Here is a 24,680-nt window from a genome sequence, read left to right on the forward strand (position 1 = left end):
CCGGAGCTGCGGAAAATATGATTTATGCGGAGTATCCGGTCAAAAGGGAAGGAAATCATGAGGATAAAATGTTATTGTGATCTGTATGTGAGTGACGGATTGAAGCGAAAGAAAAATAAGATATTAAAAAAGCTGATGGATCGTACCCTGCAGCCGTCCTTATATATCCTTACATTGGCCCGGGGGGAGCAAAACCTTCTGGAATTTTATCCGGCGCTTCTTCTGCAGCAGCCGTGGTACGATGACGCGGAGGTTTTTGTAGTAGGCATTGCGGAAGGGTATGATGCCGCCGTGTATCTGGTGGAGGAGATCGTCCGCCAGGTGCTGGAAGAGACAGGGGAAACCGATATCCGTAGATTCCTTGCCGAACGGCAGGGAAGATTTGAGGAAGGGCTGGCATAACATGTTGCAGGTGATTTTGTTTATCTTAAAACTCATAGGCTGGATACTGCTGGCGATCCTGGGGCTTTTGATCCTGGTGCTGCTAGCCGTGATCTTTACGCCCCTGCGCTACCAGGCGGAGGCCAGCTGCCCGGGAAAGCTCTCGGAGCTGGAGGCCGGTGTAAGCTTCGGGATTTTTTTCCGGCTGATCAGCGGCAGGCTGCAGTACCGGAAAGGAAATCTGTCCTGGAATATCCGGGCGGCCTGGATCAAGCTGGGTGATACCGGGGACGCGGAAGAAGAAATAGAAGAAGCAGCCGACGGCCTGGAAGAAATGGGGGAGAAGGTGCTGGAAGAGGTTGCGGATGCGGAAGAGGCGTCTGAGGAAGTGAGATTGGAAAAGGCGAAAGAAGAGGCATCTGAGGAAGTGAGATCGGAAAAGGCGGAAGAAGAGGCATCTGAGGAACCAAAATCGGAGCCGCCGGAAGAAGAGACAGCCGAAGATATAAAAACGGAAAATCTGCCGCAAGGACCGGAGGATATCCCAAAAGAGCCGGTAAGAGAAAGCGCGACAGAATCATCGGCAGAATCCAGAGATCAAAAGGCGGAAAATAAATCAGAGGAATCGGCAGACACCAATAAAAAGAAACCGAAAAAGAAGAATAAAAAAACGGTGCCTCCGGATGCTGATACCGGAGAATCAGAAGAGAAACCGAAAAAAACTTTGTCGGACAAAATCACGGTTGTATTTGATAAGATCGAATATACTTTTGATAAAATGTGTGCTAAAATAGAGATGCTGTCGGCAAAGACGGAGCTTGTAACTGATTTTTTATCGGACGGCGTACATCAGTCCGCATTTCTGAAATGTTTTTCCGAGTTGAAAAAATTGTTGTTCCGGCTGAGGCCGAAGCAGTGCAGGGGGAAAATCCGGTTTGGATTCGAGGATCCTTCCCTGACGGGAAAGGTGCTGGCGGGCGCCAGTATGCTGTATCCATACTGGGGAGAGCATGTTTACTGCTGTCCCGATTTTGAGGAAAAGGTTCTGGAAGGCGAGGTATCCGTGAAGGGAGCCTTTCGTATCCTGCCGGCGGCAGTGATGGGCTGGAATCTGCTCTGGAGCCGGAACGTGAGGCGAACGGTTCTGGATGCCAGACGGTTGATCTCGAAATTAAAGAAATAAAATCATTCGAAAAATTGAAGGAGGAATAACAGGATGTCTGAAACAAATAATTTAAAAACGACGGTAGAATCCCTGATGAAGGGAATGGACGGACTCGTTTCCAGCAAAACGGTAGTAGGGGATGCGGTGCGCGTGGATAATATCACGATTCTTCCTTTGATCGATGTGTCCTTCGGAATCGGAGCAGGTTCTAATCTGAGCGATAAAAAGGATAAAGGTATGGGCGGAGTCGGAGGAAAAATCACACCTAGCGCGGTTCTGGTCATCAAGGACGGGACAACCCGGCTGGTGAATATCAAGAACCAGGATACCATTACGAAGCTGTTTGACCTTGTACCGGAGGTGCTGGATAAAATTACGACCAGAAAAGAAGATAAGGTGACAGAGGAAGATGTGGCGGACATCCTGGATGCCGCGGCAGATCTGGAAGAATAGAATAACGAATCATAAGCTAATACAGCGTTGCATAACCGCGGAACATGCAGCATAAGATAATGTAAGTGTAATAATAGCAGTCAGGATTTTGATTATGAAGCGGATGATTGGTTTTGCCTTACTTTGTGCTGCAATGGGAATGTTTTTGATCCTGCTGATCCCTTCCACGTCGATCTTAAGGGTGATGCTGTTCTGTGTGTGTCTGGCGGCAGGCTATGTATTATTTTGTAAATGATCGGTAAGGAACTGCCGTGAAAGGATATGCGCGTCTCGCTTGTCAAAATCCGCATATCATTTCACGCCGGTTCCTGAATAAGATATCCATGCAGGCATGGCTGCGCGGCTCATTGCTTCATGGAAATAAAAAACCAGCATCTGCAGGAGATACTGGTTTTTTCCGTGTCATCAAATATAAAGTAAATACAGTTCTTAAGCGCGTTCTACACGTCCGGATTTCAGACAGGATGTACATACATACATTTTCTTGGATCCGCCTTCTGTTTTAACGCGAACAGATTTTATGTTTGACTTCCACATCTTTGGTGTTTTTCTATGAGAGTGGCTTACATTATTTCCGAAATGGGCACCCTTATCACAAATAGCACATTTTGCCATCACTGCACCTCCTAACAATCTGAAAATTGTCCGATGGACTCACAACACCCATATTCTAGCAGATAGAGCCGTTGATTGCAAGCATTTTTTGCATTTCTGACTGGGTTTTTGCAAAAAAAATGGAAAAATGGAGAATAATAATAGAAAAATCTTGTTTTGCGTTCCATTTTAAAATATCAGTATTGTAAAGTTTATCCAAAAAGAGTATAATAGGAATACTTTCCGGGGCTTTTTTAGTGTAAGTCTGTCCCCCGGGAGATTCGACAAAGAACAGGGGGTTCATATATGATGAAAGGCAGTATGACTACAGATTTGGGGATTATCACGATCAATCCTGACGTGATCGCGAAGTATGCCGGTTCCGTTGCGGTAGAGTGCTTTGGCATCGTCGGGATGGCGGCTGTCAGCATGACGGACGGACTGGTAAGATTACTGAAAAAGGAAAGCCTGACCCATGGAATCCAGATTGCGATTTCCGAGGAGAATCACCTCACTTTGAATTTTCATGTGATTGTGTCATATGGTGTGAATATCCTGTCAGTTTCTGACAACCTGGTGAATAATGTCAAGTATAAGGTGGAAGAATTTACAGGTATGACGGTAGAGAAGATCAACATCTTCGTTGAAGGTGTCAGAGTGATAGATTAAGGAGGATACTTGTCGTGGCAACGAAAACGATAAATGCGGAGCTGTTTACGAAGATGTTTCTAGCCGGAGCAGCGAATCTGGAAGCGAAAAAAGAAGTGATCAATGAACTGAATGTATTCCCGGTGCCGGACGGCGATACGGGAACCAATATGACTCTGACCATCATGTCTGCCGCAAAGGAAGTGGGTGCGTTGGAGAAGGCTGACATGAAGTCCGTATCTAAGGCAATCTCTTCCGGTTCCCTGCGCGGAGCCCGGGGAAACTCCGGTGTCATCCTCTCCCAGCTTCTGCGGGGATTTACCAAGGAGATCCGGGAGCATCAGGAGATTGACGTACCGGTTCTGGCGGCGGCCTGTGAACGTGCGACGGCAACAGCATACAAGGCGGTCATGAAGCCCAAGGAGGGGACGATCCTTACGGTGGCCAGAGGGCTCTCCGAGAAGGCGGCTGAGCTTGCCGGGACAATGGAGGATCTGGAGACCTTTATTCCGGAGATCATTGAAGCAGCGAAGGAAGTGCTGGAGCGGACGCCGGAGATGCTTCCTGTATTGAAAGAAGCGGGAGTCGTGGATTCCGGCGGCCAGGGCCTGGTGGAGGTTTTGAACGGCGCCTGCGATGCATTCCAGGGAAAAGAGATTGATTACAGCGCGATCGAGGCTGCGCCGGCTGTGAAGATGGTAAAGCCGGAAGCACAGGCACAGGCAGATATCCGGTTCGGCTATTGTACGGAATTTATCATCATGACAGAACGGGAATTTTCCGAACAGGACGAGGAGTCCTTCAAGGCCTATCTGGAATCCATCGGGGATTCCATTGTCTGCGTGGCGGACGAGGATGTGGTGAAGGTACATGTGCATACCAACGATCCCGGACTTGCGATCCAGAAGGCTTTGACCTACGGTCAGCTTTCCCGTATGAAGATCGACAATATGCGGGAGGAACATCAGGAGAAGCTGATCCGCGACGCGGAAAAGGTGGCTGCGGAGCAGGCAGAAGCGGCAAAGAAGAAAAAGGAGCAGGAAGCGCCGAAGGAACCGCGCAAATCCGTCGGATTCATTGCCGTGTCGATCGGGGAAGGAATGAACTCCATATTCAGGGAACTGGGCGTGGACTATATTATAGAAGGCGGACAGACCATGAATCCCAGCACGGAGGATATGCTGACAGCCATCGATCAGGTCAATGCGGACCATATCTTTATCCTTCCGAACAATAAGAACATCGTGCTGGCGGCAAATCAGGCCCGCTCCCTGGTGAAGGATAAGGACGTGATCGTGATTCCGACGAAGACGGTGCCCCAGGGGATCACGGCGGTGATCAGTTATATGCCGGATGCGGATGTGGATACCAATGAGGAGACCATGCTGGAGGAGATCACCAATGTGAAGACCGGACAGGTCACCTATGCGGTCCGCGATACTCACATTGACGACAAGGAGATCCATGAGGGAGACATCATGGGTATCGGCGATGCGGGGATCCTTTCCGTGGGCCAGTCCGTGGAGGCAACGGCCAAGGAGATGCTGGCGAAGATGACAGATGAGGACTCGGAGATGATCAGTCTCTATTATGGAGAGGATATCCGGGAAGAGGATGCCGAGAGGTTCGGCCAGGAGATCGCAGAGCTGTATCCGGACGTGGACGTGGATGTACACAGCGGAGGACAGCCCATTTATTACTACGTGATATCTGTGGAGTAGGGAACGGTATGGAATGATACCTTGTGAAACGGCCGCATGGTCATCAAGGGATACCCCTGGGTATACATTCTGACATAGAAGAAATTGAAAAAGCCCGTGATGCGGAAAGGCGCGGCCTGCGGTTTCGTATTGCGGGCTTTTGCCTGACAGGCGGATTAGGAACTGTATGCGGTCCATATCAGTTATTTTTCCGCGGTTCCTTAAAAAATCAGGGAGAAGAGAATGGACGAAAGATCAGGAATCAGGGAAATCAAGGGAATCGGGGAGAAAGCGGAGAAAACTTTCTCAAAAATCGGGATCCATACGGTCGGGGACCTGATCCGCTATTATCCCCGGGGATATGAGGTATATGAGGATCCGGTGGCCGTCGGGGAGATCGAGGAGGGACATACCATGACGGTTTCCGGAGCCATCTATGGAAGGGTCCAGGTGTCGGGAAGTCCGAAAATGCAGATCACGACCCTCTATCTGAAGGATCTCACAGGAACCTTAAAGGTCATCTGGTTCCGCATGCCTTTTTTGAGAAACACTCTCTCGCGGGGCGGAGTGATCACGCTGCGGGGCAGGATCGTCCGGAAAAAGGACGGGCTCGTCATGGAGCACCCAGAGATCTTTTATCCCAGTAATAAATATGAAGAAAAAAGATCCTCTCTGCAGCCGGTATACCCTCTGACCTCCGGGCTGACCAACAACGCAGTCTTAAAAGCGATCCGTCAGGCGGTGGAGATGACCGACCTGGGAGAAGGAAGCCTGCCGGAGGGAATCGCGGAGCGGTATGGGCTTGCCGGATACCAGGAGGCTGTCCGGGGGATTCATTTCCCGGAGACAAAGGAAGAATTTTACCATGCAAGGGAACGGCTTGTGTTCGAAGAGTTTCTTATGTTCATTCTTTCCCTGCGCATGATGAGTGTTCAAAAGGAACGGGTTCTCAATCCATACTGCTTCCGGGATCCGGAGCTGATCGGGAGATTTCTGGAACGGCTGCCCTATGAGCTGACCGACGCGCAGAAATCCGTATGGCGGGAGATCCGTCAGGACATGTCCGGAATTCATGTGATGTCCCGGCTCGTACAGGGAGATGTGGGCTCCGGGAAGACTATTGTCGCCCTGCTTGCCATGATGTATGCAGGACTGAACGGCTATCAGGCGGCGATGATGGCGCCCACGGAGGTGCTTGCAAGACAGCATTTTGAGAATATCCGGAGAATGCTTGCGGAGTATGAGATCCCGCTGCGCGCGGAGCTTCTGACCGGCTCCATGAAGGGAAAGGAAAAAAAGGAGGCTTACGGGCGGATCGCGTCAGGAGAAGCGGATCTGATCATAGGGACCCATGCGCTGATCCAGGAAAAAGCAGAGTATCAAAACCTTGCGCTGGTAGTGACGGACGAGCAGCACCGTTTCGGCGTCAGGCAGCGGGAACGGCTGGCCGGAAAAGGCGTGTGCCCCCATATCCTGGTCATGAGCGCCACGCCCATTCCGCGGACATTGGCGATCATCCTATATGGGGATCTGGACATCTCCGTGATCGGTGAGCTTCCAAAGAACCGGCTTCCGATCAAAAACTGTGTGGTGGATACCGGATATCGGGAGACAGCCTATCGCTTTATGAGGAAGCAGATCTGCTCCGGAAGACAGTGCTATATCATCTGCCCCATGGTGGAAGAAAGCGACAGCCTGGAAGTGGAGAATGTGACAGATTATACGGAGATCGTCCGGGAAGCGTTGGGAAAAGGAATTGCGGTTTCTTATCTGCATGGAAAAATGAAGCAGGCGGAAAAAGACGAGATCATGGAGGCCTTTGCGAAAAATGAAATACAGGTGCTGGTTTCCACGACGGTGATTGAGGTCGGGATTGATGTTCCCAATGCGTCTGTGATTATGATCGAAAATTCCGAGCGTTTCGGGCTTGCCCAGCTTCATCAGCTCCGGGGCCGTGTGGGACGGGGAAAGCACCAGTCTTACTGCATTTTCATGAGCGCGTCAAAATCAGAGGAAACGAGAGAACGACTGGAAATCCTGAACAGATCCAACGACGGATTTTTTATTGCCGGGGAAGACCTGCGGCTGCGCGGTCCGGGAGATCTGTTCGGGATCCGGCAGAGCGGTGTGATGGATTTCCGCCTGGGCGATGTGTATCAGGACGCGAAAATACTGCAGACGGCGAGCGAAGCCGCAAACGTACTTTTGGATGAGGATCCCGGGCTGGAAGTGCTGGAAAACATCGGATTAAAAAAAGCGCTTGAACAGGCGATTTCACAGAATGCCCTGGAAACAACCTTATAAAAAAGTTTCCATCTGTACGGTTGGATGATCTAAAGATCATCCAACCTACGCATCCATTCGCAAAATCCGTGCTATCGCACTCTTGCGTCTGCTAATGCAGCCGCATTTTGCTCATTTATGCGTAGGTTGCTAATCCGAAATATCGGTTTTATTGCAATAAGTTGCATAAAACCGATATTTCGGATTGCAACCGTACAGGTGGAAAAGTTTTGGAAGCAACTTCCAGTGTAAAAGATGAATTCCTCCATATAATATGGTTGTAACAAAAAAACAACTTGTTACAAAAAAACGAAAGCGTAACGATAAAGTTACAAAAAGTTGCAAAAGGAGGAAAATAAAAATGGCAAGTCGTTCATCTAATCGAGCAGCAGTACCGGAGGCGAAGGGAGCCCTTGACAAGTTTAAGTACGAGGTAGCAGACGAACTGGGAGTACCGTTGACAGACGGATACAACGGTGACCTGACATCCAGACAGAATGGTTCTGTCGGCGGTTATATGGTCAAGAAAATGATCGAACAGCAGGAAAAGCAGATGGCTGGCAAATAACAAAAAAATTGCGAAATAGCAAAAGAAAAAAGCACTTAGGATTGACCTGAGTGCTTTTTTCTGCTAAAATTCACATGATCGCTGAAAAATGTATGATGGTTAGATACGGCAGACTGCTCTGCGGTCTGCTGTTTTGAAAAGTTATGCTGTACGTGGAAAGGGGTGCCTGTATGAGAGTCATAGCGGGAAGCGCAAGAAGATTACAACTGAAAACTCTGGACGGCATTGATACACGGCCGACCACGGACCGGATCAAGGAGACCTTGTTCAATATGATAGCGCCCTATATTTACGACTGCATGTTTTTGGATCTGTTCAGCGGAAGCGGGGGAATCGGCATTGAGGCGCTCAGCCGTGGCGCGCGGGAGGCCGTTTTTGTAGAAAAAAATCCAAAAGCCATGGCCTGCATCAAGGAAAACTTAAAGTTTACAAAGCTGGAAAATAAAGCCGTAACATGGAACCGTGATGTGATGACGGCGCTGTATCAGATGGAGGAAAAAAAGGTTTTTGACTATATCTTTATGGATCCGCCCTATAACCAGGAGCTGGAGCGGGGAGTTCTGGAATATCTGTCAGGATCGGCACTCGTGTACGAGGACACGGTGATTATCGTGGAAGCCTCCAGGGAGACAGATTTTTCCTATGTGGACGAGCTGGGATTTACATTGCTGAAGGAAAAAGTTTATAAGACGAACAAGCACGTTTTTATGGAAAAAGCCGGAAAGGAAGAGATATGTTAAAAGCCATTTATCCGGGAAGCTTTGACCCGGTCACATTCGGACACCTGGATATCATGAAAAGAAGCAGCAAGATTGTAGACCGGCTGATCGTCGGAGTGCTGAATAATAATGCGAAAATGCCGTTGTTTTCTGTTGCGGAACGTGTTAAAATGTTAAAGGAAGTGTCGGCAGGATTCGACAATATTGAGATCGTACCGTTTGACGGCCTGCTGATCGATTTCGCGAAGAAGATGGAAGCGGAGCTGATCATCCGGGGATTGCGTGCGATCACGGACTTTGAATATGAACTGCAGATGTCCCAGACCAACCATAAGCTTGGACCCGGTGTGGAGACGATGTTTTTAACAACCAGCATAGAATATTCCTACTTGAGTTCTACGACGGTGAAGGAGATTGCCGCATTCGGCGGAGATACGTCACAGTTTGTTCCGGAGGCGGTAAAAAGGGAACTGGAAAAGAAGATGAGAGCAAAAGAGGCTTATTAATGATGAGCAGCCGCATTGAGCAGATGATAGAGAAGATAGAAGCCTGACGGAGAACGGCAGGAGAGGAACGGAAAGAGAAAAGGAGCGTGTAGATTATGAGCAGCCGCATTGAGCAGATTATTGAAGAGATTGAAGAATACATTGACAGAGATTGCAAGTATCAGCCTTTGTCTACCACGAAAATCATCGTAAATAAAGAACATCTGGATGAGCTTCTTCGGGAACTGCGGATGAAGACGCCGGATGAGATCAAGCGCTATCAGAAGATCATTGCGAACCGGGATGCGATTCTGGCGGATGCCCAGGCAAAAGCGGATGCCCTGATTGAGGAAGCGCAGATGCAGACCAATGAGCTGGTCAGCGAGCATGAGATCATGCAGCAGGCTTATGCACAGGCCAATGAGATCGTGACTCAGGCAACCGCCCAGGCTCAGGAGATTGTAGACAACGCTACGGCGGACGCCAACGCGATCCGGATCGGCGCTATCCAGTATACCGACGACCTGATGGCCAATGCGGAGAGTATCATCGGCCACACGCTGGACAGCTATACGACCAAGTACGACGGACTGATCAATTCCCTGCAGGAGTGCTACGATGTGGTGCGGAACAACCGCGCGGAGCTGGCAATCCCCCAGGAGGATGGAAGCGGATATGAGCAGGGCGGCGGAGTGGAGTGACATTCATCTTAGGTACAGATAGAGAGAACCCATAAGACTGGCAGTCAGCGCGGCTGCCAGTTTTTGCGTGAGATAGGGCAGGATCGGAAAGCCGGCCTTGTGCACCATGCACTGGGTCTGCGCGGCGGCGCAGAAGCCGCCGAAGGAAGTCAGCCCCAGAACGGCCGGGTATAAAAGCTGCAGCGGGAGCTGCATTTCACGGAGCAGACCTAAGCCGTTTGTGACCTCCAGAAGGGGGAGCAGAGCCGAAACTCCCGGTATAATCACAGGAAGGGCCTCGAACAGCGACAGAAAGACGGAAAACAGGATGATATACCCGCCCACCTTTACAAGCGTTTCGAAGCTGTCCATGATGCAGCGGTCAATCTCCTGGAAGGACCAGGCGCTTTTGGTGAAGCCGTTTTTTTTCAGGTTATGGAACGCCTCTTTTTTATGTAAAAAGCTCTTTCTTGTAATAAAGCTGACCAGGACAGGGGAAAGTATCAGGATCAAAAGGGTTGGGATCAGGAGAGCGTCCGTTTCCAGTGTTTTCCATACCACATAATTCAGGATAAATACCGGGCTGGAATTGTTGCAGAAGGAAAGGAGATACCGGCCCTCTTCCGGGGAAATATAGCCGGCTTCGGTCAGATCCGCCGCTGTCTTGGCGCCCATGGGATAGCCGCATAAGAAGCCTGTGACCACGGCAAAGCTGCCGTTGGGAGAGACACCGAAGACATGGGTGAGGAAGGTGCCGAAGGCCGCGTTGATCAGATGCATGTTTCCGGTGACAAGCAGCAGGTTTGTGACAAGCAGAAATGGAAACAGTGTGGGAAGAATGATCTGGAACCAAAGCAGAAGCCCTTCACTTGCGCCTGCAAAAACGGCTTTTGGAGAGACAAGCATGATCAGGAATAAGAGAACGATCCCAAGTCCTTTCAGATTTCGACTCATCCGGAATCCTCCGTTTTGAATAATTGTTCATGCTCACACTGTAAGTATGAGCAGCAACGAATAATTACTAAAGATATATGAAATTGGTTGATTTTTTATGTGTGCTGTGACAAAATGGAAAAAGAGGCGCATTTGCGTGAGACGGCTGTGAACAGCAGTCCAAAAGAGGCCGGGACTCACAGCTGCTATCAAAAAAGAGACAGAAAGGGGAAAGCAACATGGCGGTATTAGAAAACATCGAGCCAAAGGAAGTATTTCATTTTTTTGAGGAGATTAGCCGGATCCCAAGGGGATCTTACAATACAAAGGGAATCAGCGATTACTGCGTGAGGTTTGCAAATGAGCGGAAGCTGGAAGTGTATCAGGACGAATGGAATAATGTGATCATCAAAAAGCCGGGAACAAAGGGATATGAAAACAGTGAGCCTATTATCATCCAGGGGCATCTGGATATGGTCTGTGAAAAAACGGAACACTCGGATCATGATTTCCTGACCGATCCGCTGGAGCTGATGGTGGAGGACGGATATGTGACGGCAAAGGATACCACACTGGGAGCGGACAACGGAATCGCTATCGCCATGGCGCTGGCAGTCTTGGACAATGAGACGTTGGAGCACCCGCCGGTGGAGGCGCTCTTTACGGTGGACGAGGAGGTCAGCATGGACGGCGCAGCCAATGTGGATCTGTCCAGGCTCCAGGGAAAGATGCTGCTTAATCTGGACTCCGAGGAGGACGACACTCTGACCGCAGGATGCGCCGGGGGCTTCCGTTTTTCCTGTGAGATCCCAGTGCAGAAGACTACCGCAAAGGGAAGCGGACTCCTGGTGGAGATCTGCGGCCTTAAGGGAGGGCATTCCGGCGTGGAGATTGATCGGCAGCGGGGCAATGCCAACAAGCTGGCGGGCCGGATGCTGTACCGTCTTGGCAGGGAGCAGGAGATTTTTCTTGTTGAGATCAGCGGCGGCACCAGAGAAAATGTGATTGCGTCCGTGAGCAAAAGCAGCATTGTTGTACAGGAACCGGAAAAAGCGATCCGGATGATCCAAGCCATGAAGGACGAATGGAGGCAGGAATTTGGCGCGGATGAGCCGGAGCTGGATATCCGGATTACGGAGCTGGGGGAAAAGGAATACACGGTATTTACTGGAGAATCCATGAAAAAAGTGGTCGGCTTCCTGGTGAACTGCCCCAACGGGGTGGATGAATACAGCCGTTCCCTGAAAGGGCTGGTAGAAACCTCCGATAATCTGGGTATAGTAGGGAACGGGGAGGAAGGTGTTCGATTCCTCGTGCTGGTGAGAAGCGGCATTTCCACCAAGCTGCAGGAACTTCAGGACCGTCTGATCTGCCTGACGGACCTGCTGGGCGGAAACTGGAATATCGACAGCGGATATCCGGCATGGACCTACAGAGAATCTTCCCGGATCCGTCCCATCGCCGCGGATGCCTTTGAAGAGGTGTTCGGAGTCCGTCCGGAGATTACAACGATCCATGCCGGACTGGAATGCGGGCTGCTCAGCGGCAAGAAGCCGGAGCTGGACTGCATTTCCTTCGGCCCGAATATGCGGGACGTACATTCCTTCAACGAACGGCTGGAGATCGCCTCGGCAGAAAAGATCTGGAATGTCCTGAAAATAATTTTAAAGAGATGTAAATAATCTGAACACTGCCTCATATAGTATAAGAAAACGAACCGGGGCAATGCGTTTTTGAAAACAAGTGATATCAGAGCAAGGATCTATTTTCGGAAGAAGCGCCGGGCAATGCGCGGGCACCGGACGGCTCACCAAATGGCCGTCCGGTATGCGCTGTACTGTATGATCCTCTGTTTTTTTCTTGTAGTGAACATACATATCCTGACCGCCAGGAGCCGGTACAGCAGACTGAATGAAGGAATCCTGTCGTCAGAAGGATACCGCAGGCAGAGGATGGATTCCGAAATGCTGGAGCATATCCGGATGTCGGAGGATCCGGGCAGAGACTTAGGTCTCTACTGGCTGGAAAATCATTTCGGACAGGAGGCTTTCCAGTATCCCTGCTCGGCGGAGACCTTTTCCAGGCTGGAAAAGATCTGGTCCGAGAAGCAGGGGTGGGAGCTGTACCGGGACGCCTGCAAAGCAGTCTGGAATGATCTGCAATATTTTCCGATACCGGTTCCGTCCAATGGAGTCCAGGCAGAGGTCACCTACGAGGATTCCTGGATGTTTGAGAGGAATTACGGAGGAAAGCGGGGGCATGAGGGGACAGATATCATGGCTTCCACAAACGAGCGGGGGCTTTACCCGGTGGTCAGCATGACGGACGGGGTCATCCAGCACAAGGGATGGCTGGAAAAGGGCGGATACCGGCTGGGGATCACGGCTCCCGGGGGCGCTTATTTTTATTATGCCCATCTGGATTCCTATGCGGATATCGAAGAAGGGGATTCCGTGAAGGCCGGCGATCTGTTGGGATTTATGGGGGATACCGGCTACAGTAAGGTGGAGGGGACTACCGGGAATTTTCCGGTACACCTGCATCTGGGGATCTATCTGGTTATAGGGGATCAGGAGATCAGTGTGAATCCATATTACCCGCTCCGATATGTGGAAGACCGCAGGGTGAAATGCGCCTACTAGTACATCATTGCATTAATTTCGAAATAATACGGGAATTACGGGAATTGCCCGCATCCAGAGAGGAATAACCATGAAATTACCAGAAGCATTTGAAGAAAAGATGCGTCTTTTGCTGCAGGAGGAATATGAAACATACCTGCAGTGCTTTGAGGAACCGCGCCATTACGGGCTTCGAGTGAATACAAGAAAGATATCCGCGGAAGAGTTTCTAAAGATCGCTCCCTGGCCGCTGACTCCGGTGCCCTGGATACCGAACGGGTTTTACTATGACGGGGACCGGGTGCAGCCGGCAAAGCACCCGTATTATTTTGCGGGACTGTATTACCTTCAGGAGCCCAGCGCCATGACCCCTGCCAGCAGGCTTCCCGTGGAGCCGGGAGACTATGTGCTGGATGTCTGTGCGGCGCCCGGCGGAAAGGCGACGGAGCTGGGGGCAAAGCTCAATGGGACCGGGATGCTGGTGGCCAACGATATCAGCAATTCCAGGGCCAGGGGATTATTGAAAAATCTGGAACTGCTGGGAATCGGAAATGTGCTGGTGACCAGCGAGGAGCCGGGAAAGCTGGTGTCTCATTTCACGGAATTTTTTGACAAGATCCTGATCGACGCTCCCTGCTCCGGGGAAGGAATGTTCCGGAAGGAAAAGAAGATGATCAAAGCCTGGGAGGAGCATGGGCCGGAATTTTTTTCCAGGCTTCAGCGCAGTATCGTGGTTCAGGCCGCGGCCATGCTCCGGCCCGGAGGGATGCTTCTCTATTCCACCTGTACCTTTGATCCGCAGGAAAATGAACGGATCATAGAATATCTGACGCGCCAATGCCCGGAGCTTGAGATCTGTGAAATGGAAGGGTATGAGGGCTTCTGCCCCGGGCGTCCGGAATTTACGGAAAGCAAACGTCCGGAATTTGAGAAGACAGTCCGGATCTTTCCCCATAAGATGCAGGGGGAAGGGCATTTTATCGCATTATTGAGAAAAAAAGAGTCTTGGGATGATCATGCCGGAGCCCCAGGAAGAAGCGGGACGGCGGGAAAACGGAAGCTGCCGGAGGAACTGGAAGAATTTCTGGGGAGCCTGCGTCTGGAGCTGGACCGGAGACGGCTGGAGATCCGGGAGGAACGGGTCTATTATATGCCGGAAGGAATGCCGGAGCTGCGGGGCATCCGTTTCTTACGCTCCGGGCTGCTGCTGGGGGAATTGAAGAAGAACCGTTTTGAACCGGGACAGGCACTTGCCATGTATCTGAAAAAGGAAGATTACGGAAACATTCTGGATTTTTCCGTGGAGGATGAGCGTGTGATCCGTTACCTGAAGGGGGAGACTCTGGATGTGGAGGATCTGGTTTCGCCCAGTGAAAAAGGCTGGTATCTGGTCTGTGTGGACGGATATCCGCTGGGCTTCGGAAAGCTGGCCTCCCAGGTTCTGAAAAATAAATACCTGCCGGGGTGGCGGTGGATGTCATAGATATTTTGCGGCGGGGATTTTGGATGCCATCGTATGCGGAAAAGCTGTCGGCGGCAGGTTTTTTGCGTGGAAGGGGGACAAGTATGAAGCTGCGTCTGGATAAATTTCTGGCAGACATGGGGCTGGGGACCCGGAGTGAAGTGAAGAAAGCAATCCGCAAAGGGCTGGCGCAGGTCAATGCACAGACCATACGGGAGCCGGAATATAAGGTGGATACGGAAGCGGATCAGGTGCTGTTTGGCGGACAGCCGGCGGCTTACCGGGAGTTTGAATACTATATGCTGAACAAGCCCGCAGGCGTGATCTCCGCGACTGAGGACACAAAAGAACGCTGCGTCGTGGATCTGATCGAAAGCCGGATGCGCAAAGACCTGTTTCCGGTAGGGCGTCTGGATAAGGATACGGAAGGGCTTCTGCTCATAACCAATGACGGGGATCTGGCCCATCGGCTGCTGTCTCCGAAGAAGCATGTGGACAAGGTTTATTTTGCAAGGATCCGGGGCAGAGTCACAGAGGAGGATGTGGAATGCTTCCGCCAGGGCGTTGATATCGGAGAAAAAAAACGGACCCTTCCTTCCGAACTTCGTATTCTGGAAGCCGGAGAGATCTCAGAGATTGAGCTGACCATCCGGGAGGGAAAATTCCATCAGGTCAAGCGGATGTTTCAGGCAGCCGGCAAGGAAGTGCTGTATCTGAAACGCCTGCGGATGGGGCCGCTTGTGCTGGACGAATCGCTGAAACCGGGAGAATACCGGACATTAAATACGCAGGAGATGGATATACTATGTTAAAAGAAAAAAAGGCAGTTATATTTGATATGGACGGATCTCTGGTGGATTCGATGTGGATGTGGCCGGAGGTGGACCGGGAATATATGAAGAAGCATAAGATCACCCCGCCGGAAACCTTTCATAAAGATATCGAGGGAATGAGCTATGTGCAGACGGCGCAGTATTTTCTGGATCAGTTTCCGGTTTTGGACTGTGCCGTGGAGGATATCTGCAGGGAATGGACCGAGATGACCCGGGAGCTGTACCGGACCCGTGTGCCGTTAAAGCCGGGGGCGGGGGAATTTTTGGAGCGGATGAAGCGGCGGGGAATCCTCATGGGGATCGCCACCAGCAATTCCCGGGAGCTGGCATTTACGGCTCTGGACGCCCTGCATATCCGGGATTATTTTTCTGCAGTCATTACATCCGATGAAGTACAAAACGGAAAGCCTGCCCCGGATGTCTACTTAAAAGCAGCCATGGAGATGGAGGTTCTGCCGCGGGAATGTCTGGTATTTGAGGATATTCCGAACGGGATCCGGGCCGGAAAGCGCGCGGGCATGAGTGTGTGCGCAGTCGATGATCTGTTTTCCGCCCCCTGTGAAGCCGAGAAACGAAAGCTGTCGGATTATTATATCCGGGATTACAGAGAAATCTGGGACGGAACCTATGAAATCTGCAGGAGAGCAGAAAGAGTCTGACGGAACAAAGCGTTTCACTTGCAAAACCAATGCAAGGGCTGGCTTGCCGCTTTTGCATGGTGAAGGATTGTATGGAGTAAAAAGATGGAACAGAAATTTTTACCGCTTTGCCGGGAGGATATGGAGGCGCGCGGATGGGACCAGGTGGATTTTGTCTATGTAATCGGGGATGCCTATGTGGATCATCCCTCCTTTGGACATGCCATCATCAGCCGGCTCCTGGAAAGCCGCGGCTACCGGGTGGCCATCCTGTCCCAGCCGGACTGGAAGGATGACAGAAGTATCACAGTATACGGGGAGCCAAGGCTTGCGTTTCTCGTGTCTGCGGGAAATATGGATTCCATGGTCAACCATTATGCGGTTTCCAGAAAACGGCGGGCAGCGGATGCCTATACCCCGGGCGGTGTCATGGGAAAGCGGCCGGACTACGCGGCAGTGGTCTACGGCAATCTGATCCGCAGGACCTACAAGCATACGCCCGTGATCCTGGGCGGGATCGAGGCCAGTCTTCGGCGGCTTGCGCACTATGATTACTGGTCGGACAGGCTGAAGCATTCCATCCTTCTGGATTCCGGAGCAGACATGATCTCTTACGGCATGGGGGAGCGTTCCATCGTGGAGATCGCGGAAGCTCTGGAGGCGGGCATTTCTGTCAGGGATCTGACTTATATCGAAGGAACGGTAGTCAGGACACGGAGTCTGGATTCGGTATACGACGCACTGCTTTTGCCGTCCTTTGAGGAAATGCGGCGGGATAAGCGGGAATATGCCAAAAGCTTCTATATCCAGTACTGCAATACGGATCCGTTTTCCGGAAGGCGGCTTGCGGAATCTTACCCGGGAAATGTCTATGTGGTACAGAATCCTCCGGCAAAGCCCCTGACGCAGATGGAAATGGATGATATCTACGGACTGCCTTATATGCGAACCTTTCATCCGTCCTATCAGGCACTGGGCGGCGTACCGGCTATTGAAGAGGTCCGGTTCAGCCTGACCGGCAGCCGGGGATGCTTCGGCGGCTGCAGCTTCTGTGCCCTGACCTTCCATCAGGGAAGGATCGTACAGAGCAGGAGCCGGGAATCCCTGCTGGAGGAAGCCAGACAGATGACAAAGGAAACGGATTTTAAGGGATATATCCATGATGTGGGAGGCCCCACGGCGAACTTCCGTCATCCGTCCTGCGAAAAGCAATGGGAGCTTGGCGTCTGCCCGAAGAAACAGTGTCTGTTCCCGAAGCCCTGTAAAAATCTGCAGGCGGACCACAGGGAATACGTGGACATCCTCCGTGCATTGAGAGAGCTTCCGGGAGTGAAAAAGGTCTTTATCCGGTCCGGGATCCGGTTCGATTATCTGCTTGCGGATTCGGATCCGGCTTTTTTGCGGGAGCTTTGCAGCCATCATGTGAGCGGGCAGCTAAAGGTGGCTCCCGAGCATGTGTCGGACGGGGTGCTGGAATTGATGGGAAAACCGAAGAATCAGGTATATCAGCAATTTGTGGATCGGTTTGTGAAGATGAACCGGAGGCTTCAGAAGGAGCAGTATCTGGTTCCCTATCTGATGTCCTCCCATCCGGGCTCTTCCTGGAAGGAGGCCGTGGAGCTTGCGGAATTCTGCAGGGACATGGGGTATATGCCGGAGCAGGTGCAGGATTTTTATCCCACGCCGTCCACCATATCCACCTGCATGTATTATACGGGATTGGATCCCCGGACGATGAAGCCGGTCTATGTACCGAAGAATCCTCATGAGAAGGCCATGCAGAGAGCGTTGATCCAATACCGGAATCCGGCCAATTATGACCTGGTGAAGGAAGCGCTCATCAAGGCCGGACGCACGGACCTGATCGGATTTGATCAAAAATGTCTGATTCGGCCGAAGAAGCTGTCCGGGGAGAAGGCTCAAAAGAAAGAGCCGGAAGCGAGAAGGAAAGGGAAGCGTTCGGGAAGAAAAGATCAGGAGATCAAAAGAAGGAATCCGGAAATCAAAAGAGAACATCAGGAAGGCAGGAGAGAACTTAAGAGAAGCGGAAAAAGATGAAGGGGGAGCAATTGTGCAAGGAGGCAGTCAGGTTATGAAAATTGCGGTAGTGACAGGGGCATCTTCCGGCATCGGGAGAGAATTTGTAAAGCAGATGGGACATTTTTATCGGAATCTGGATGAGATCTGGGTGATCGCCCGCAGAGGGCACAGACTCCAGGAGCTGAACCAGCTTTCCAGGGTCCCGATCCGGATTCTGGAGGGGGATCTGCTCCGGGAAGAGGTGTATGAGAAGCTGGAAAAGCTACTTCGGGAGGAAGCTCCGGATATTCGGATGCTGGTGAACGGCGCCGGCTTCGGGAAAAGCGGGACGGTGGAAGACATTCTGGAGGAAGATAAGACTGCGCAGGCGGAAATGATCGAGCTGAACTGCACCGCGCTTTCCAGGATCACATTTTGCTGCCTGCCCTGTCTTTCCAGAGGCAGCAGGATCATCCAGATGGCAAGCGCCGCTGCCTTTTCTCCCCAGCCTTCTTTTGCGGTCTATGCGGCGACCAAAGCGTACGTGCTGAGCTTTTCCAGAAGCCTGAGGGCGGAGCTGAAAAGACGGGGGATCTATGTCACCGCAGTCTGCCCGGGGCCGGTGGATACGGAATTTTTCCGGGTTTCTGGGGAACTGGACAATCCGCTGAAAAAGCTGGTGAAGGTCCGGCCCCAGGGTGTGGTGAGGAAGGCTCTGCTGGACAGCCGGGCAGGAAAGGATATTTCCGTATACGGGCTGCCCATGAAGTGCGCCCACGCGGCGTCCAAGCTGCTGCCTCATCGTCTGATATTAGCTTTTATGGGAGGGAAACCATGATAAAATATGAAAAAGGAACGCCGGGTTATCTGCGCGAAAAACTAAAGATTGAGATCCTGCGTACAGTGGTATATTTTGCCATCGTAATCGCCGTATTTCTGCTGGGCTACAGCCAGACCCATTCCAAAAAGAACCTGCTGACGGTGGTCGCCGTGGTGGGATGCCTTCCCGCCTGCAAGGCGTTGGTGGGGGTCATCACGCGGATCCCTTATAAGACGGTGGATCCGGCTCTGCCTGACGAGATCGGGACAAAAGCGCCGCATTTGACGGTGATCTATGACCTGGTGGTGACAAGCACGGAGAAGATCATGCCCATCGACTGCATGGTGATCTCCCATCAAAAGGTCTACGGATATACCACCGGAAAAAAAGCGGACCTGCAGGAGACAGCGGCTTATCTGCGGAAGATGCTGCGCCAGAACGATTTTCCCGAGGTTTCTGTTAAGATGTACGACCAGTATAAGCAATTCCTCTCCATCGTGGAAGGGCTGGAGAATATCGCGGCCGTAGAAAAGGCAGATACGAAAGAAGAGGAAGGGCAGATTGCGCATGTGATCATGAATCTTTCTCTGTAGAAATGCAGATGGGACCTTTGCTGCATGGGTGTAAAAACCAGAAACCGGTTTTTCGGACAGAACCTTGCAGGAAAGAATCGTTTTCAGGAACGGAGGAGAGACGTGCGGGAAATTCGCATCACGGAAAATGAGGCGGGCCAGCGGCTGGACAAACTGCTGGCAAAATTTTTGAAGGAGGCGCCCAAAAGCTTCCTGTATAAAATGCTTCGGAAAAAGAATATCACATTAAACGGGAAAAAGGCGTCCGGCTCCGAAAAACTTTCTCAGGGAGATGCAGTAAAGCTGTTCCTTTCGGAAGAAACCATAGAAAAATTTTCGGGGAATGCGTCGGACTGCGCTCAGGACGTATATGCAGGCAGGGCAAAAGCTTTGGATATCCTCTACGAGGACACCCATGTGCTTCTGCTGAACAAGCCGGCGGGGATGCTGTCCCAGAAGGCCCGGGAGGAGGACGTATCCGCTGTGGAGCATCTGACCCGGTATCTGCTGGACACAGGCGCGTTGACAAAAGAAGAATTAAAGACTTTCCGGCCCTCGGTCTGCAACCGGCTGGACCGGAACACCAGCGGGATCCTCGCTGCCGGAAAGAGCTTGGCAGGCCTGCAGGAGCTGAGCCGCTTTTTTAAGGAGCGTTCTATTGGAAAATATTACCTCTGCCTGGTTTATGGAAAAGTAAAACAGCCGGAAGCCGTCAAAGGATATCTGGTGAAGGAGGAAAAGACAAATTATGTCCGGATAGCGGAGCATGAGATGCCGGGAGGTGTCCGGATTGAGACCGAATACCGCCCCCTTGCGTCAGGCGGGGAATGTACGCTTCTGGAAGTCCATTTGGTGACCGGAAAGCCCCACCAGATCCGCGCCCATCTCGCGTCAAAGGGGCATCCGATCCTGGGGGATTATAAGTATGGGATCCGCAGGATCAACGACATTTATCAAAAGCAGTATGGCCTGAAATCTCAGCTTCTTCATGCGTGGAGGCTTCGAATGCCGGATACGGGAGGCGCGCTGGGATATCTGTCGGGCAGAGAGTTTCAGGCGCCTCCGCCGGACTTGTTTCAGCGCATCTGCCGGGAAAAGACGGGATATTCGGAGATTTTTTGAGGAAACGGCAGAGGACGAAGATATGTCGGCCGCTGTCACTGGGCAGCAGGCGCAAAAGTGCGAAGCACGGATTTTACGAATGAATGAAATGGGTTGGATGCTCAAAGAGCATCCAACCGTACAGATGGAAATTATTCAGAAGGATAAAGGAGCAGGACAATATGGCAACATGGAACTCGCGCGGCCTCAGGGGATCTACCCTGGAGGATCTGATCAACCGGACAAATGAACGGTATGAGGAATGGAATCTGGCGCTGATCCAGAAGATTCCCACCCCCATTACTCCGGTACAGATCGACAAGGAGCACCGGCATATCACGCTGGCATATTTTGACAAGATCAGTACAGTGGATTATATCGGGGCGGTTCAGGGGATTCCAGTCTGCTTTGATGCCAAGGAATGCTCAGTGGATACCTTCCCTCTGCAGAATGTGCATGAGCACCAGATCCGTTTTATGGAAAAGTTTGAACGCCAGGGCGGGATTTCTTTTTTATTGATCTACTACAGCGGAAAAAACAGGCTGTATTATATGAAATATGCGGAAATCCGAAGGTTCTGGGACCGCGCTCAGGAGGGAGGGCGCAAAAGTATCCGGTTTGACGAACTGAATGAGGAATATTTTATGTCACTGAAAAATAACTGCTTTGTCCCCTACCTGGACTATATTCAGAAGGATTTGGACAGCAGGGATTGACATTCGAATCGAAACTTCGTATAATGACAGAAGATTTTAGCACTGTAGCGAAGTAAAGAAAGGGTTCTATAATTATGGAACAGAAATTACATACACCGGAGGGAGTCCGGGACATTTACAGTACGGAATGCAGGAAAAAACTGGCGGTTCAGGAAAAGCTTCATGAACTGCTCCACCTGTACGGCTATCAGGACATCCAGACCCCGACGTTTGAATATTTTGACGTGTTCCGGAAGGAGATCGGGACCATCTCCTCCAGGGAATTATATAAGTTTTTTGACCGGGAGGGCAATACGCTTGCCTTGCGTCCGGATATCACACCGTCCATCGCCCGGGCTGCGGCTACGTTGTTTGAGGAGGAGGACTGTCCGCTGCGGCTGTGCTATGTGGGCAATACGTTTATCAACCATTCCAGCTATCAGGGAAGGCTCAAGGAAAACACCCAGCTTGGGGCGGAGCTGATCGGCGAGGATTCCATTGAGGCGGACGCGGAGATGCTGGCCATGGTGGTGGACGGACTGAAAAGAGCCGGGCTGACAGAATTTCAAGTGAACATCGGACATGTGAATTTTATCCGGGGGCTGATGACAGTGGCAGGGCTTACGGAAGAGCTTACGGAGGAGATCTTTACTCTGATCAACAACCGCAATTATTTCGGAGTGGAAGAGATCCTGGACCAGGAAGACGTATCGGAGGAGATCAAAGAGGCATTTTCTGCGCTCCCGGAGCTGATGGGCGGAGTGGAGGTGCTCTCAGAGGCCGCGAGGCTTGCGCCGACTCCGGAAGCGAAGGCTGCCATTGCGCGGCTTTTAAAGATTTACCAGGTATTGATCCATTACGGCGTGGAGAAGCACATTTCCTTTGATCTGAGCATGAGCGGGAGCTACATGTACTATACAGGCATCATTTTCCGGGCCTATACGTATGGGACCGGAGATGCGGTAGTGCGGGGCGGAAGATACGACCACCTGCTGGAGAAGTTCGGCAGGCGGACGCCTTCTATCGGATTTGCCATGATCGTGGATGAACTGACCAGCGCGCTGAGCCGCCAGAAGATTACCATAGAAACCAAGCACAACAATCTGATCGTCTATACGGAGAAGACGCTGAAATGGGCGCTGTCCTTTGCGCGTGAGTTCCGGGAAAAGGGCCGCTGCATTGAGATGCTCAAGCGGGGGGCGTCGGAGAATAAGGAGAAGTTCCGGGAATATGGAACGCGCACCCAGGCGGTGAGCATGCTGTATCTGCAGGAGGACGGCACGGTGGAGCTGGTGAATTTCAGGACCGGAAAGGAAAAGACGGTTGACTATGGAAAAGAGAGGGTCACGGAATGAAGTATCTGACATTTGCGCTGACGAAAGGGAGGCTTGCGAAAAAGACTCTGGAAATGCTGGAGAAGCTGGGGATCACCTGCGAGGAGATGAAGGATAAGAGTTCCAGAAAGCTGATTTTTGTAAATGAAGAGCGGAAGCTGAAATTTTTTCTGGCCAAGGGACCGGATGTTCCGACGTATGTGGAGTACGGAGCGGCGGATATCGGCGTGGTGGGAAAGGACACCATCGTAGAGGAAGGCAGAAAGGTCCATGAGGTGCTGGATCTGGGCTTCGGGGCATGCCGGATGTGTGTCTGCGGATATCAGGAGACGGCGGAGCTTCTAAAGCACCGGGAGCTGATCCGTGTGGCAACCAAGTATCCCAACATTGCAAAGGATTATTTTTACAATAAAAAGCATCAGACCGTGGAGATCATTAAGATGAACGGATCTATCGAGCTGGCGCCCATCGTGGGGCTGTCGGAAGTGATCGTGGATATTGTGGAGACGGGATCTACATTGAAGGAAAACGGGCTGGTCGTGCTGGAGGAGGTCTGCCCGCTGTCCGCGCGGATGATCGTCAACCCGGTGAGCATGCGGATGGAAAATGAGCGGGTGCGGGAGTTGATCACCAGTTTAAGAACGCTTTTACAGGAGGAAAAACATGCGGATTGAGAGTTTGGATGAGAACACCAAGAAAAACCTGTTAGAGGATCTGCTCAAACGCAGTCCCAATAGCTATGGAGAGTATGAGGCCTGTGTCCAGGAGATTCTGGAAACGGTTCGGGAGAAACAGGATGAGGCTGTATTTGATTATACCAAAAAATTTGACGGGGCGGATATCAACCCGGGGAATATCCTGGTGACAGAGGAAGAGGTGCGGGAGGCTTACGCGCAGATGGATGAAAACCTGCTGCGGATCGTCCGCAGGGCGCTGGCCAATATTGAAGCCTACCATCAGAAGCAGATGCAGTACAGTTGGTTTGACAGTAAGCCGGACGGCACTATGCTGGGGCAGAAAGTCACGGCGTTAAGGCGGGTGGGCGTCTACGTACCCGGCGGAAAGGCCGTGTATCCCTCCTCCGTGCTGATGAACGTGATGCCCGCAAAGGTGGCCGGGGTGGAAGAGATCATCATGGTGACGCCTCCGGGAAAAGACGGAAAGGTGAATCCCACCACTTTGGTTGCCGCAAAAGAGGCAGGGGTGACGGCGGTCTACAAGGTGGGCGGAGCGCAGGCAGTCGCGGCGCTGGCCTACGGGACAGAGAGCATCCCAAAGGTGGATAAGATCGTGGGACCCGGCAATATCTATGTGGCGCTGGCGAAAAAGGCGGTTTACGGACATGTCAGCATTGACTCCATCGCAGGGCCGAGCGAGATCCTTGTCCTGGCAGATGAGACGGCCAATCCCCGGTATGTGGCGGCAGACCTGTTGTCCCAGGCGGAGCACGATGAGCTGGCGTCGGCAATCCTGGTGACCACCAGCAGGGAGTTAGCAGAGCAGGTATCCCGGGAAACAGACCGGTTCATCCAGGAGCTTTCCAGGGGGGAGATCATCCAGAAGTCACTGGACAATTACGGGCATATCCTGGTGGCGGATACGATGGAGGACGCCATCGGCGCGGCCAACGAGATCGCGTCGGAGCATCTGGAGATCATGACGGCGGAACCCTATCAGGTCATGACCAAGATCCGCAATGCGGGAGCCATTTTTATTGGGGAGTACAGCAGCGAACCTCTGGGAGATTATTTCGCGGGACCAAACCATATCCTGCCCACCAACGGGACGGCCAAGTTTTTCTCGCCCCTGTCGGTGGATGATTTTCTGAAAAAATCCAGTATCATTGCCTATTCCAGAGAAGCGCTGGAACAAGTGTGCGAGGATATTGAGCAGTTTGCGGAAGCGGAACAGCTGACGGCCCATGCAAATTCCGTCAGGGTGCGGTTCGAAGAATAGGGCTGTGCCGCTGTTTTTAA

At 51.7% G+C, this 24,680-nt stretch carries 26 protein-coding genes; 24 read left to right on the top strand and 2 right to left on the bottom strand.

Going from position 1 to position 24,680, the window contains the following annotated elements; translation table 11 throughout:
* The first annotated feature begins 57 nt into the window (after positions 1–57).
* From ACTOY7_RS04235 to ACTOY7_RS04250, 4 genes are all read left to right on the top strand, one after another.
* Positions 58–402, top strand: coding sequence for a hypothetical protein (locus ACTOY7_RS04235; RefSeq protein ID WP_160280400.1), 345 nt, complete (start codon positions 58–60; stop codon positions 400–402).
* A gap of 1 nt (position 403) precedes the next feature.
* Positions 404–1,564, top strand: a complete 1,161-nt coding sequence (locus ACTOY7_RS04240; RefSeq protein WP_300884354.1) for a DUF2953 domain-containing protein — start codon at positions 404–406, stop codon at positions 1,562–1,564.
* Between the two features lie 33 nt (positions 1,565–1,597).
* Positions 1,598–1,999 (top strand): GerW family sporulation protein, encoded by a 402-nt coding sequence (locus tag ACTOY7_RS04245; protein ID WP_160280398.1) that lies wholly within the window; start codon positions 1,598–1,600, stop codon positions 1,997–1,999.
* A 94-nt stretch (positions 2,000–2,093) separates the two neighbouring features.
* On the top strand, positions 2,094–2,234 hold the full coding sequence (locus tag ACTOY7_RS04250; RefSeq protein ID WP_004080724.1) for a hypothetical protein: 141 nt from the start codon (positions 2,094–2,096) through the stop codon (positions 2,232–2,234).
* Positions 2,235–2,428: 194 nt separating this feature from the next.
* On the opposite strand, the gene rpmB is transcribed toward ACTOY7_RS04250, so the two are convergent.
* The gene (gene rpmB / locus ACTOY7_RS04255) at positions 2,429–2,614 is read right to left on the bottom strand and encodes a 50S ribosomal protein L28 (RefSeq protein WP_016294403.1); all 186 of its coding nucleotides are present in this window, start codon (positions 2,612–2,614) and stop codon (positions 2,429–2,431) included.
* Between the two features lie 288 nt (positions 2,615–2,902).
* On the opposite strand from rpmB, the gene ACTOY7_RS04260 reads away from it, so the two are divergent.
* From ACTOY7_RS04260 to ACTOY7_RS04290, 7 genes are all read left to right on the top strand, one after another.
* Entirely contained in the window at positions 2,903–3,262 is a 360-nt protein-coding gene (locus ACTOY7_RS04260; RefSeq protein ID WP_300884369.1) for an Asp23/Gls24 family envelope stress response protein, read from the top strand.
* 14 nt (positions 3,263–3,276) lie between these two features.
* Entirely contained in the window at positions 3,277–4,962 is a 1,686-nt protein-coding gene (locus ACTOY7_RS04265; RefSeq protein WP_160280396.1) for a DAK2 domain-containing protein, read from the top strand.
* Between the two features lie 222 nt (positions 4,963–5,184).
* Positions 5,185–7,245, top strand: coding sequence for an ATP-dependent DNA helicase RecG (recG, locus tag ACTOY7_RS04270; protein WP_482670270.1), 2,061 nt, complete (start codon positions 5,185–5,187; stop codon positions 7,243–7,245).
* A 340-nt stretch (positions 7,246–7,585) separates the two neighbouring features.
* Positions 7,586–7,792: an alpha/beta-type small acid-soluble spore protein gene (locus tag ACTOY7_RS04275; protein WP_016294399.1), complete on the top strand. Its 207-nt coding sequence runs from the start codon at positions 7,586–7,588 to the stop codon at positions 7,790–7,792.
* A gap of 170 nt (positions 7,793–7,962) precedes the next feature.
* On the top strand, positions 7,963–8,532 hold the full coding sequence (gene rsmD, locus ACTOY7_RS04280) for a 16S rRNA (guanine(966)-N(2))-methyltransferase RsmD (RefSeq protein ID WP_300826033.1): 570 nt from the start codon (positions 7,963–7,965) through the stop codon (positions 8,530–8,532).
* Positions 8,526–9,017: a pantetheine-phosphate adenylyltransferase gene (gene coaD / locus ACTOY7_RS04285; RefSeq protein WP_160280393.1), complete on the top strand. Its 492-nt coding sequence runs from the start codon at positions 8,526–8,528 to the stop codon at positions 9,015–9,017. The genes rsmD and coaD overlap by 7 nt, the downstream gene beginning before the upstream one ends.
* A 95-nt stretch (positions 9,018–9,112) precedes the next feature.
* Positions 9,113–9,697, top strand: a complete 585-nt coding sequence (locus ACTOY7_RS04290) for an ATP synthase subunit B family protein (RefSeq protein ID WP_160280392.1) — start codon at positions 9,113–9,115, stop codon at positions 9,695–9,697.
* Positions 9,698–9,700: 3 nt separating this feature from the next.
* Here ACTOY7_RS04290 and ACTOY7_RS04295 read toward each other — a convergent pair whose 3' ends face one another.
* Positions 9,701–10,630, bottom strand: coding sequence for a transporter (locus ACTOY7_RS04295; RefSeq protein ID WP_160280391.1), 930 nt, complete (start codon positions 10,628–10,630; stop codon positions 9,701–9,703).
* A gap of 218 nt (positions 10,631–10,848) precedes the next feature.
* On the opposite strand from ACTOY7_RS04295, the gene ACTOY7_RS04300 reads away from it, so the two are divergent.
* From ACTOY7_RS04300 to hisD, 13 genes are all read left to right on the top strand, one after another.
* Positions 10,849–12,291: an aminoacyl-histidine dipeptidase gene (locus ACTOY7_RS04300; protein WP_300884351.1), complete on the top strand. Its 1,443-nt coding sequence runs from the start codon at positions 10,849–10,851 to the stop codon at positions 12,289–12,291.
* A 105-nt stretch (positions 12,292–12,396) separates the two neighbouring features.
* Positions 12,397–13,251, top strand: coding sequence for a M23 family metallopeptidase (locus ACTOY7_RS04305; protein WP_482670280.1), 855 nt, complete (start codon positions 12,397–12,399; stop codon positions 13,249–13,251).
* A gap of 70 nt (positions 13,252–13,321) precedes the next feature.
* Positions 13,322–14,713: an RsmF rRNA methyltransferase first C-terminal domain-containing protein gene (locus ACTOY7_RS04310; RefSeq protein ID WP_482670271.1), complete on the top strand. Its 1,392-nt coding sequence runs from the start codon at positions 13,322–13,324 to the stop codon at positions 14,711–14,713.
* Positions 14,714–14,796: 83 nt separating this feature from the next.
* Complete coding sequence (locus ACTOY7_RS04315; protein WP_160280477.1) at positions 14,797–15,504, top strand: pseudouridine synthase; 708 nt, start codon at positions 14,797–14,799, stop codon at positions 15,502–15,504.
* Positions 15,498–16,184, top strand: coding sequence for an HAD family hydrolase (locus tag ACTOY7_RS04320; protein WP_160280388.1), 687 nt, complete (start codon positions 15,498–15,500; stop codon positions 16,182–16,184). Before ACTOY7_RS04315 ends, ACTOY7_RS04320 begins: the two co-directional genes overlap by 7 nt.
* Before the next feature lie 84 nt (positions 16,185–16,268).
* Entirely contained in the window at positions 16,269–18,221 is a 1,953-nt protein-coding gene (locus ACTOY7_RS04325) for a YgiQ family radical SAM protein (RefSeq protein ID WP_160280387.1), read from the top strand.
* 34 nt (positions 18,222–18,255) lie between these two features.
* Positions 18,256–19,020 carry an SDR family NAD(P)-dependent oxidoreductase gene (locus ACTOY7_RS04330; protein ID WP_160280386.1) on the top strand — a complete coding sequence of 255 codons (765 nt, stop codon included), beginning with the start codon at positions 18,256–18,258 and terminating at the stop codon, positions 19,018–19,020.
* A complete protein-coding gene (locus ACTOY7_RS04335; protein WP_160280385.1) occupies positions 19,017–19,595 on the top strand; it encodes a hypothetical protein in 579 nt (192 codons plus the stop codon). The genes ACTOY7_RS04330 and ACTOY7_RS04335 overlap by 4 nt, the downstream gene beginning before the upstream one ends.
* 102 nt (positions 19,596–19,697) lie before the next feature.
* Complete coding sequence (locus ACTOY7_RS04340; RefSeq protein ID WP_482670281.1) at positions 19,698–20,696, top strand: RluA family pseudouridine synthase; 999 nt, start codon at positions 19,698–19,700, stop codon at positions 20,694–20,696.
* A gap of 161 nt (positions 20,697–20,857) precedes the next feature.
* The gene (locus ACTOY7_RS04345) at positions 20,858–21,391 is read left to right on the top strand and encodes a Holliday junction resolvase RecU (protein WP_160280384.1); all 534 of its coding nucleotides are present in this window, start codon (positions 20,858–20,860) and stop codon (positions 21,389–21,391) included.
* Between the two features lie 74 nt (positions 21,392–21,465).
* On the top strand, positions 21,466–22,725 hold the full coding sequence (hisZ, locus tag ACTOY7_RS04350) for an ATP phosphoribosyltransferase regulatory subunit (RefSeq protein ID WP_482670272.1): 1,260 nt from the start codon (positions 21,466–21,468) through the stop codon (positions 22,723–22,725).
* Positions 22,722–23,378, top strand: a complete 657-nt coding sequence (gene hisG, locus ACTOY7_RS04355; RefSeq protein WP_300884347.1) for an ATP phosphoribosyltransferase — start codon at positions 22,722–22,724, stop codon at positions 23,376–23,378. The genes hisZ and hisG overlap by 4 nt, the downstream gene beginning before the upstream one ends.
* Positions 23,368–24,660, top strand: coding sequence for a histidinol dehydrogenase (gene hisD, locus ACTOY7_RS04360; RefSeq protein ID WP_482670273.1), 1,293 nt, complete (start codon positions 23,368–23,370; stop codon positions 24,658–24,660). Before hisG ends, hisD begins: the two co-directional genes overlap by 11 nt.
* The last annotated feature ends 20 nt before the right edge of the window (positions 24,661–24,680 follow it).

The organism is Schaedlerella sp., from assembly GCF_056796775.1.

Bases quoted from the DNA above. Each gene is read 5' to 3' on its own strand.
- ACTOY7_RS04325 (WP_160280387.1), top strand. From the start codon at position 16,269: ATGGAACAGAAATTTTTACCGCTTTGCCGGGAGGATATGGAGGCGCGC.
- ACTOY7_RS04320 (WP_160280388.1), top strand. From the start codon at position 15,498: ATGTTAAAAGAAAAAAAGGCAGTTATATTTGATATGGACGGATCTCTG.
- ACTOY7_RS04310 (WP_482670271.1), top strand. From the start codon at position 13,322: ATGAAATTACCAGAAGCATTTGAAGAAAAGATGCGTCTTTTGCTGCAG.
- hisD (WP_482670273.1), top strand. From the start codon at position 23,368: ATGCGGATTGAGAGTTTGGATGAGAACACCAAGAAAAACCTGTTAGAG.
- ACTOY7_RS04330 (WP_160280386.1), top strand. From the start codon at position 18,256: ATGAAAATTGCGGTAGTGACAGGGGCATCTTCCGGCATCGGGAGAGAA.
- ACTOY7_RS04345 (WP_160280384.1), top strand. From the start codon at position 20,858: ATGGCAACATGGAACTCGCGCGGCCTCAGGGGATCTACCCTGGAGGAT.
- ACTOY7_RS04235 (WP_160280400.1), top strand. From the start codon at position 58: ATGAGGATAAAATGTTATTGTGATCTGTATGTGAGTGACGGATTGAAG.
- rpmB (WP_016294403.1), bottom strand. From the start codon at position 2,614: ATGGCAAAATGTGCTATTTGTGATAAGGGTGCCCATTTCGGAAATAAT.
- hisZ (WP_482670272.1), top strand. From the start codon at position 21,466: ATGGAACAGAAATTACATACACCGGAGGGAGTCCGGGACATTTACAGT.
- ACTOY7_RS04245 (WP_160280398.1), top strand. From the start codon at position 1,598: ATGTCTGAAACAAATAATTTAAAAACGACGGTAGAATCCCTGATGAAG.
- ACTOY7_RS04335 (WP_160280385.1), top strand. From the start codon at position 19,017: ATGATAAAATATGAAAAAGGAACGCCGGGTTATCTGCGCGAAAAACTA.
- recG (WP_482670270.1), top strand. From the start codon at position 5,185: ATGGACGAAAGATCAGGAATCAGGGAAATCAAGGGAATCGGGGAGAAA.
- ACTOY7_RS04295 (WP_160280391.1), bottom strand. From the start codon at position 10,630: ATGAGTCGAAATCTGAAAGGACTTGGGATCGTTCTCTTATTCCTGATC.
- ACTOY7_RS04300 (WP_300884351.1), top strand. From the start codon at position 10,849: ATGGCGGTATTAGAAAACATCGAGCCAAAGGAAGTATTTCATTTTTTT.
- ACTOY7_RS04315 (WP_160280477.1), top strand. From the start codon at position 14,797: ATGAAGCTGCGTCTGGATAAATTTCTGGCAGACATGGGGCTGGGGACC.
- ACTOY7_RS04290 (WP_160280392.1), top strand. From the start codon at position 9,113: ATGAGCAGCCGCATTGAGCAGATTATTGAAGAGATTGAAGAATACATT.
- coaD (WP_160280393.1), top strand. From the start codon at position 8,526: ATGTTAAAAGCCATTTATCCGGGAAGCTTTGACCCGGTCACATTCGGA.
- hisG (WP_300884347.1), top strand. From the start codon at position 22,722: ATGAAGTATCTGACATTTGCGCTGACGAAAGGGAGGCTTGCGAAAAAG.
- ACTOY7_RS04260 (WP_300884369.1), top strand. From the start codon at position 2,903: ATGAAAGGCAGTATGACTACAGATTTGGGGATTATCACGATCAATCCT.
- rsmD (WP_300826033.1), top strand. From the start codon at position 7,963: ATGAGAGTCATAGCGGGAAGCGCAAGAAGATTACAACTGAAAACTCTG.
- ACTOY7_RS04305 (WP_482670280.1), top strand. From the start codon at position 12,397: ATGCGCGGGCACCGGACGGCTCACCAAATGGCCGTCCGGTATGCGCTG.
- ACTOY7_RS04240 (WP_300884354.1), top strand. From the start codon at position 404: ATGTTGCAGGTGATTTTGTTTATCTTAAAACTCATAGGCTGGATACTG.
- ACTOY7_RS04275 (WP_016294399.1), top strand. From the start codon at position 7,586: ATGGCAAGTCGTTCATCTAATCGAGCAGCAGTACCGGAGGCGAAGGGA.
- ACTOY7_RS04250 (WP_004080724.1), top strand. From the start codon at position 2,094: ATGAAGCGGATGATTGGTTTTGCCTTACTTTGTGCTGCAATGGGAATG.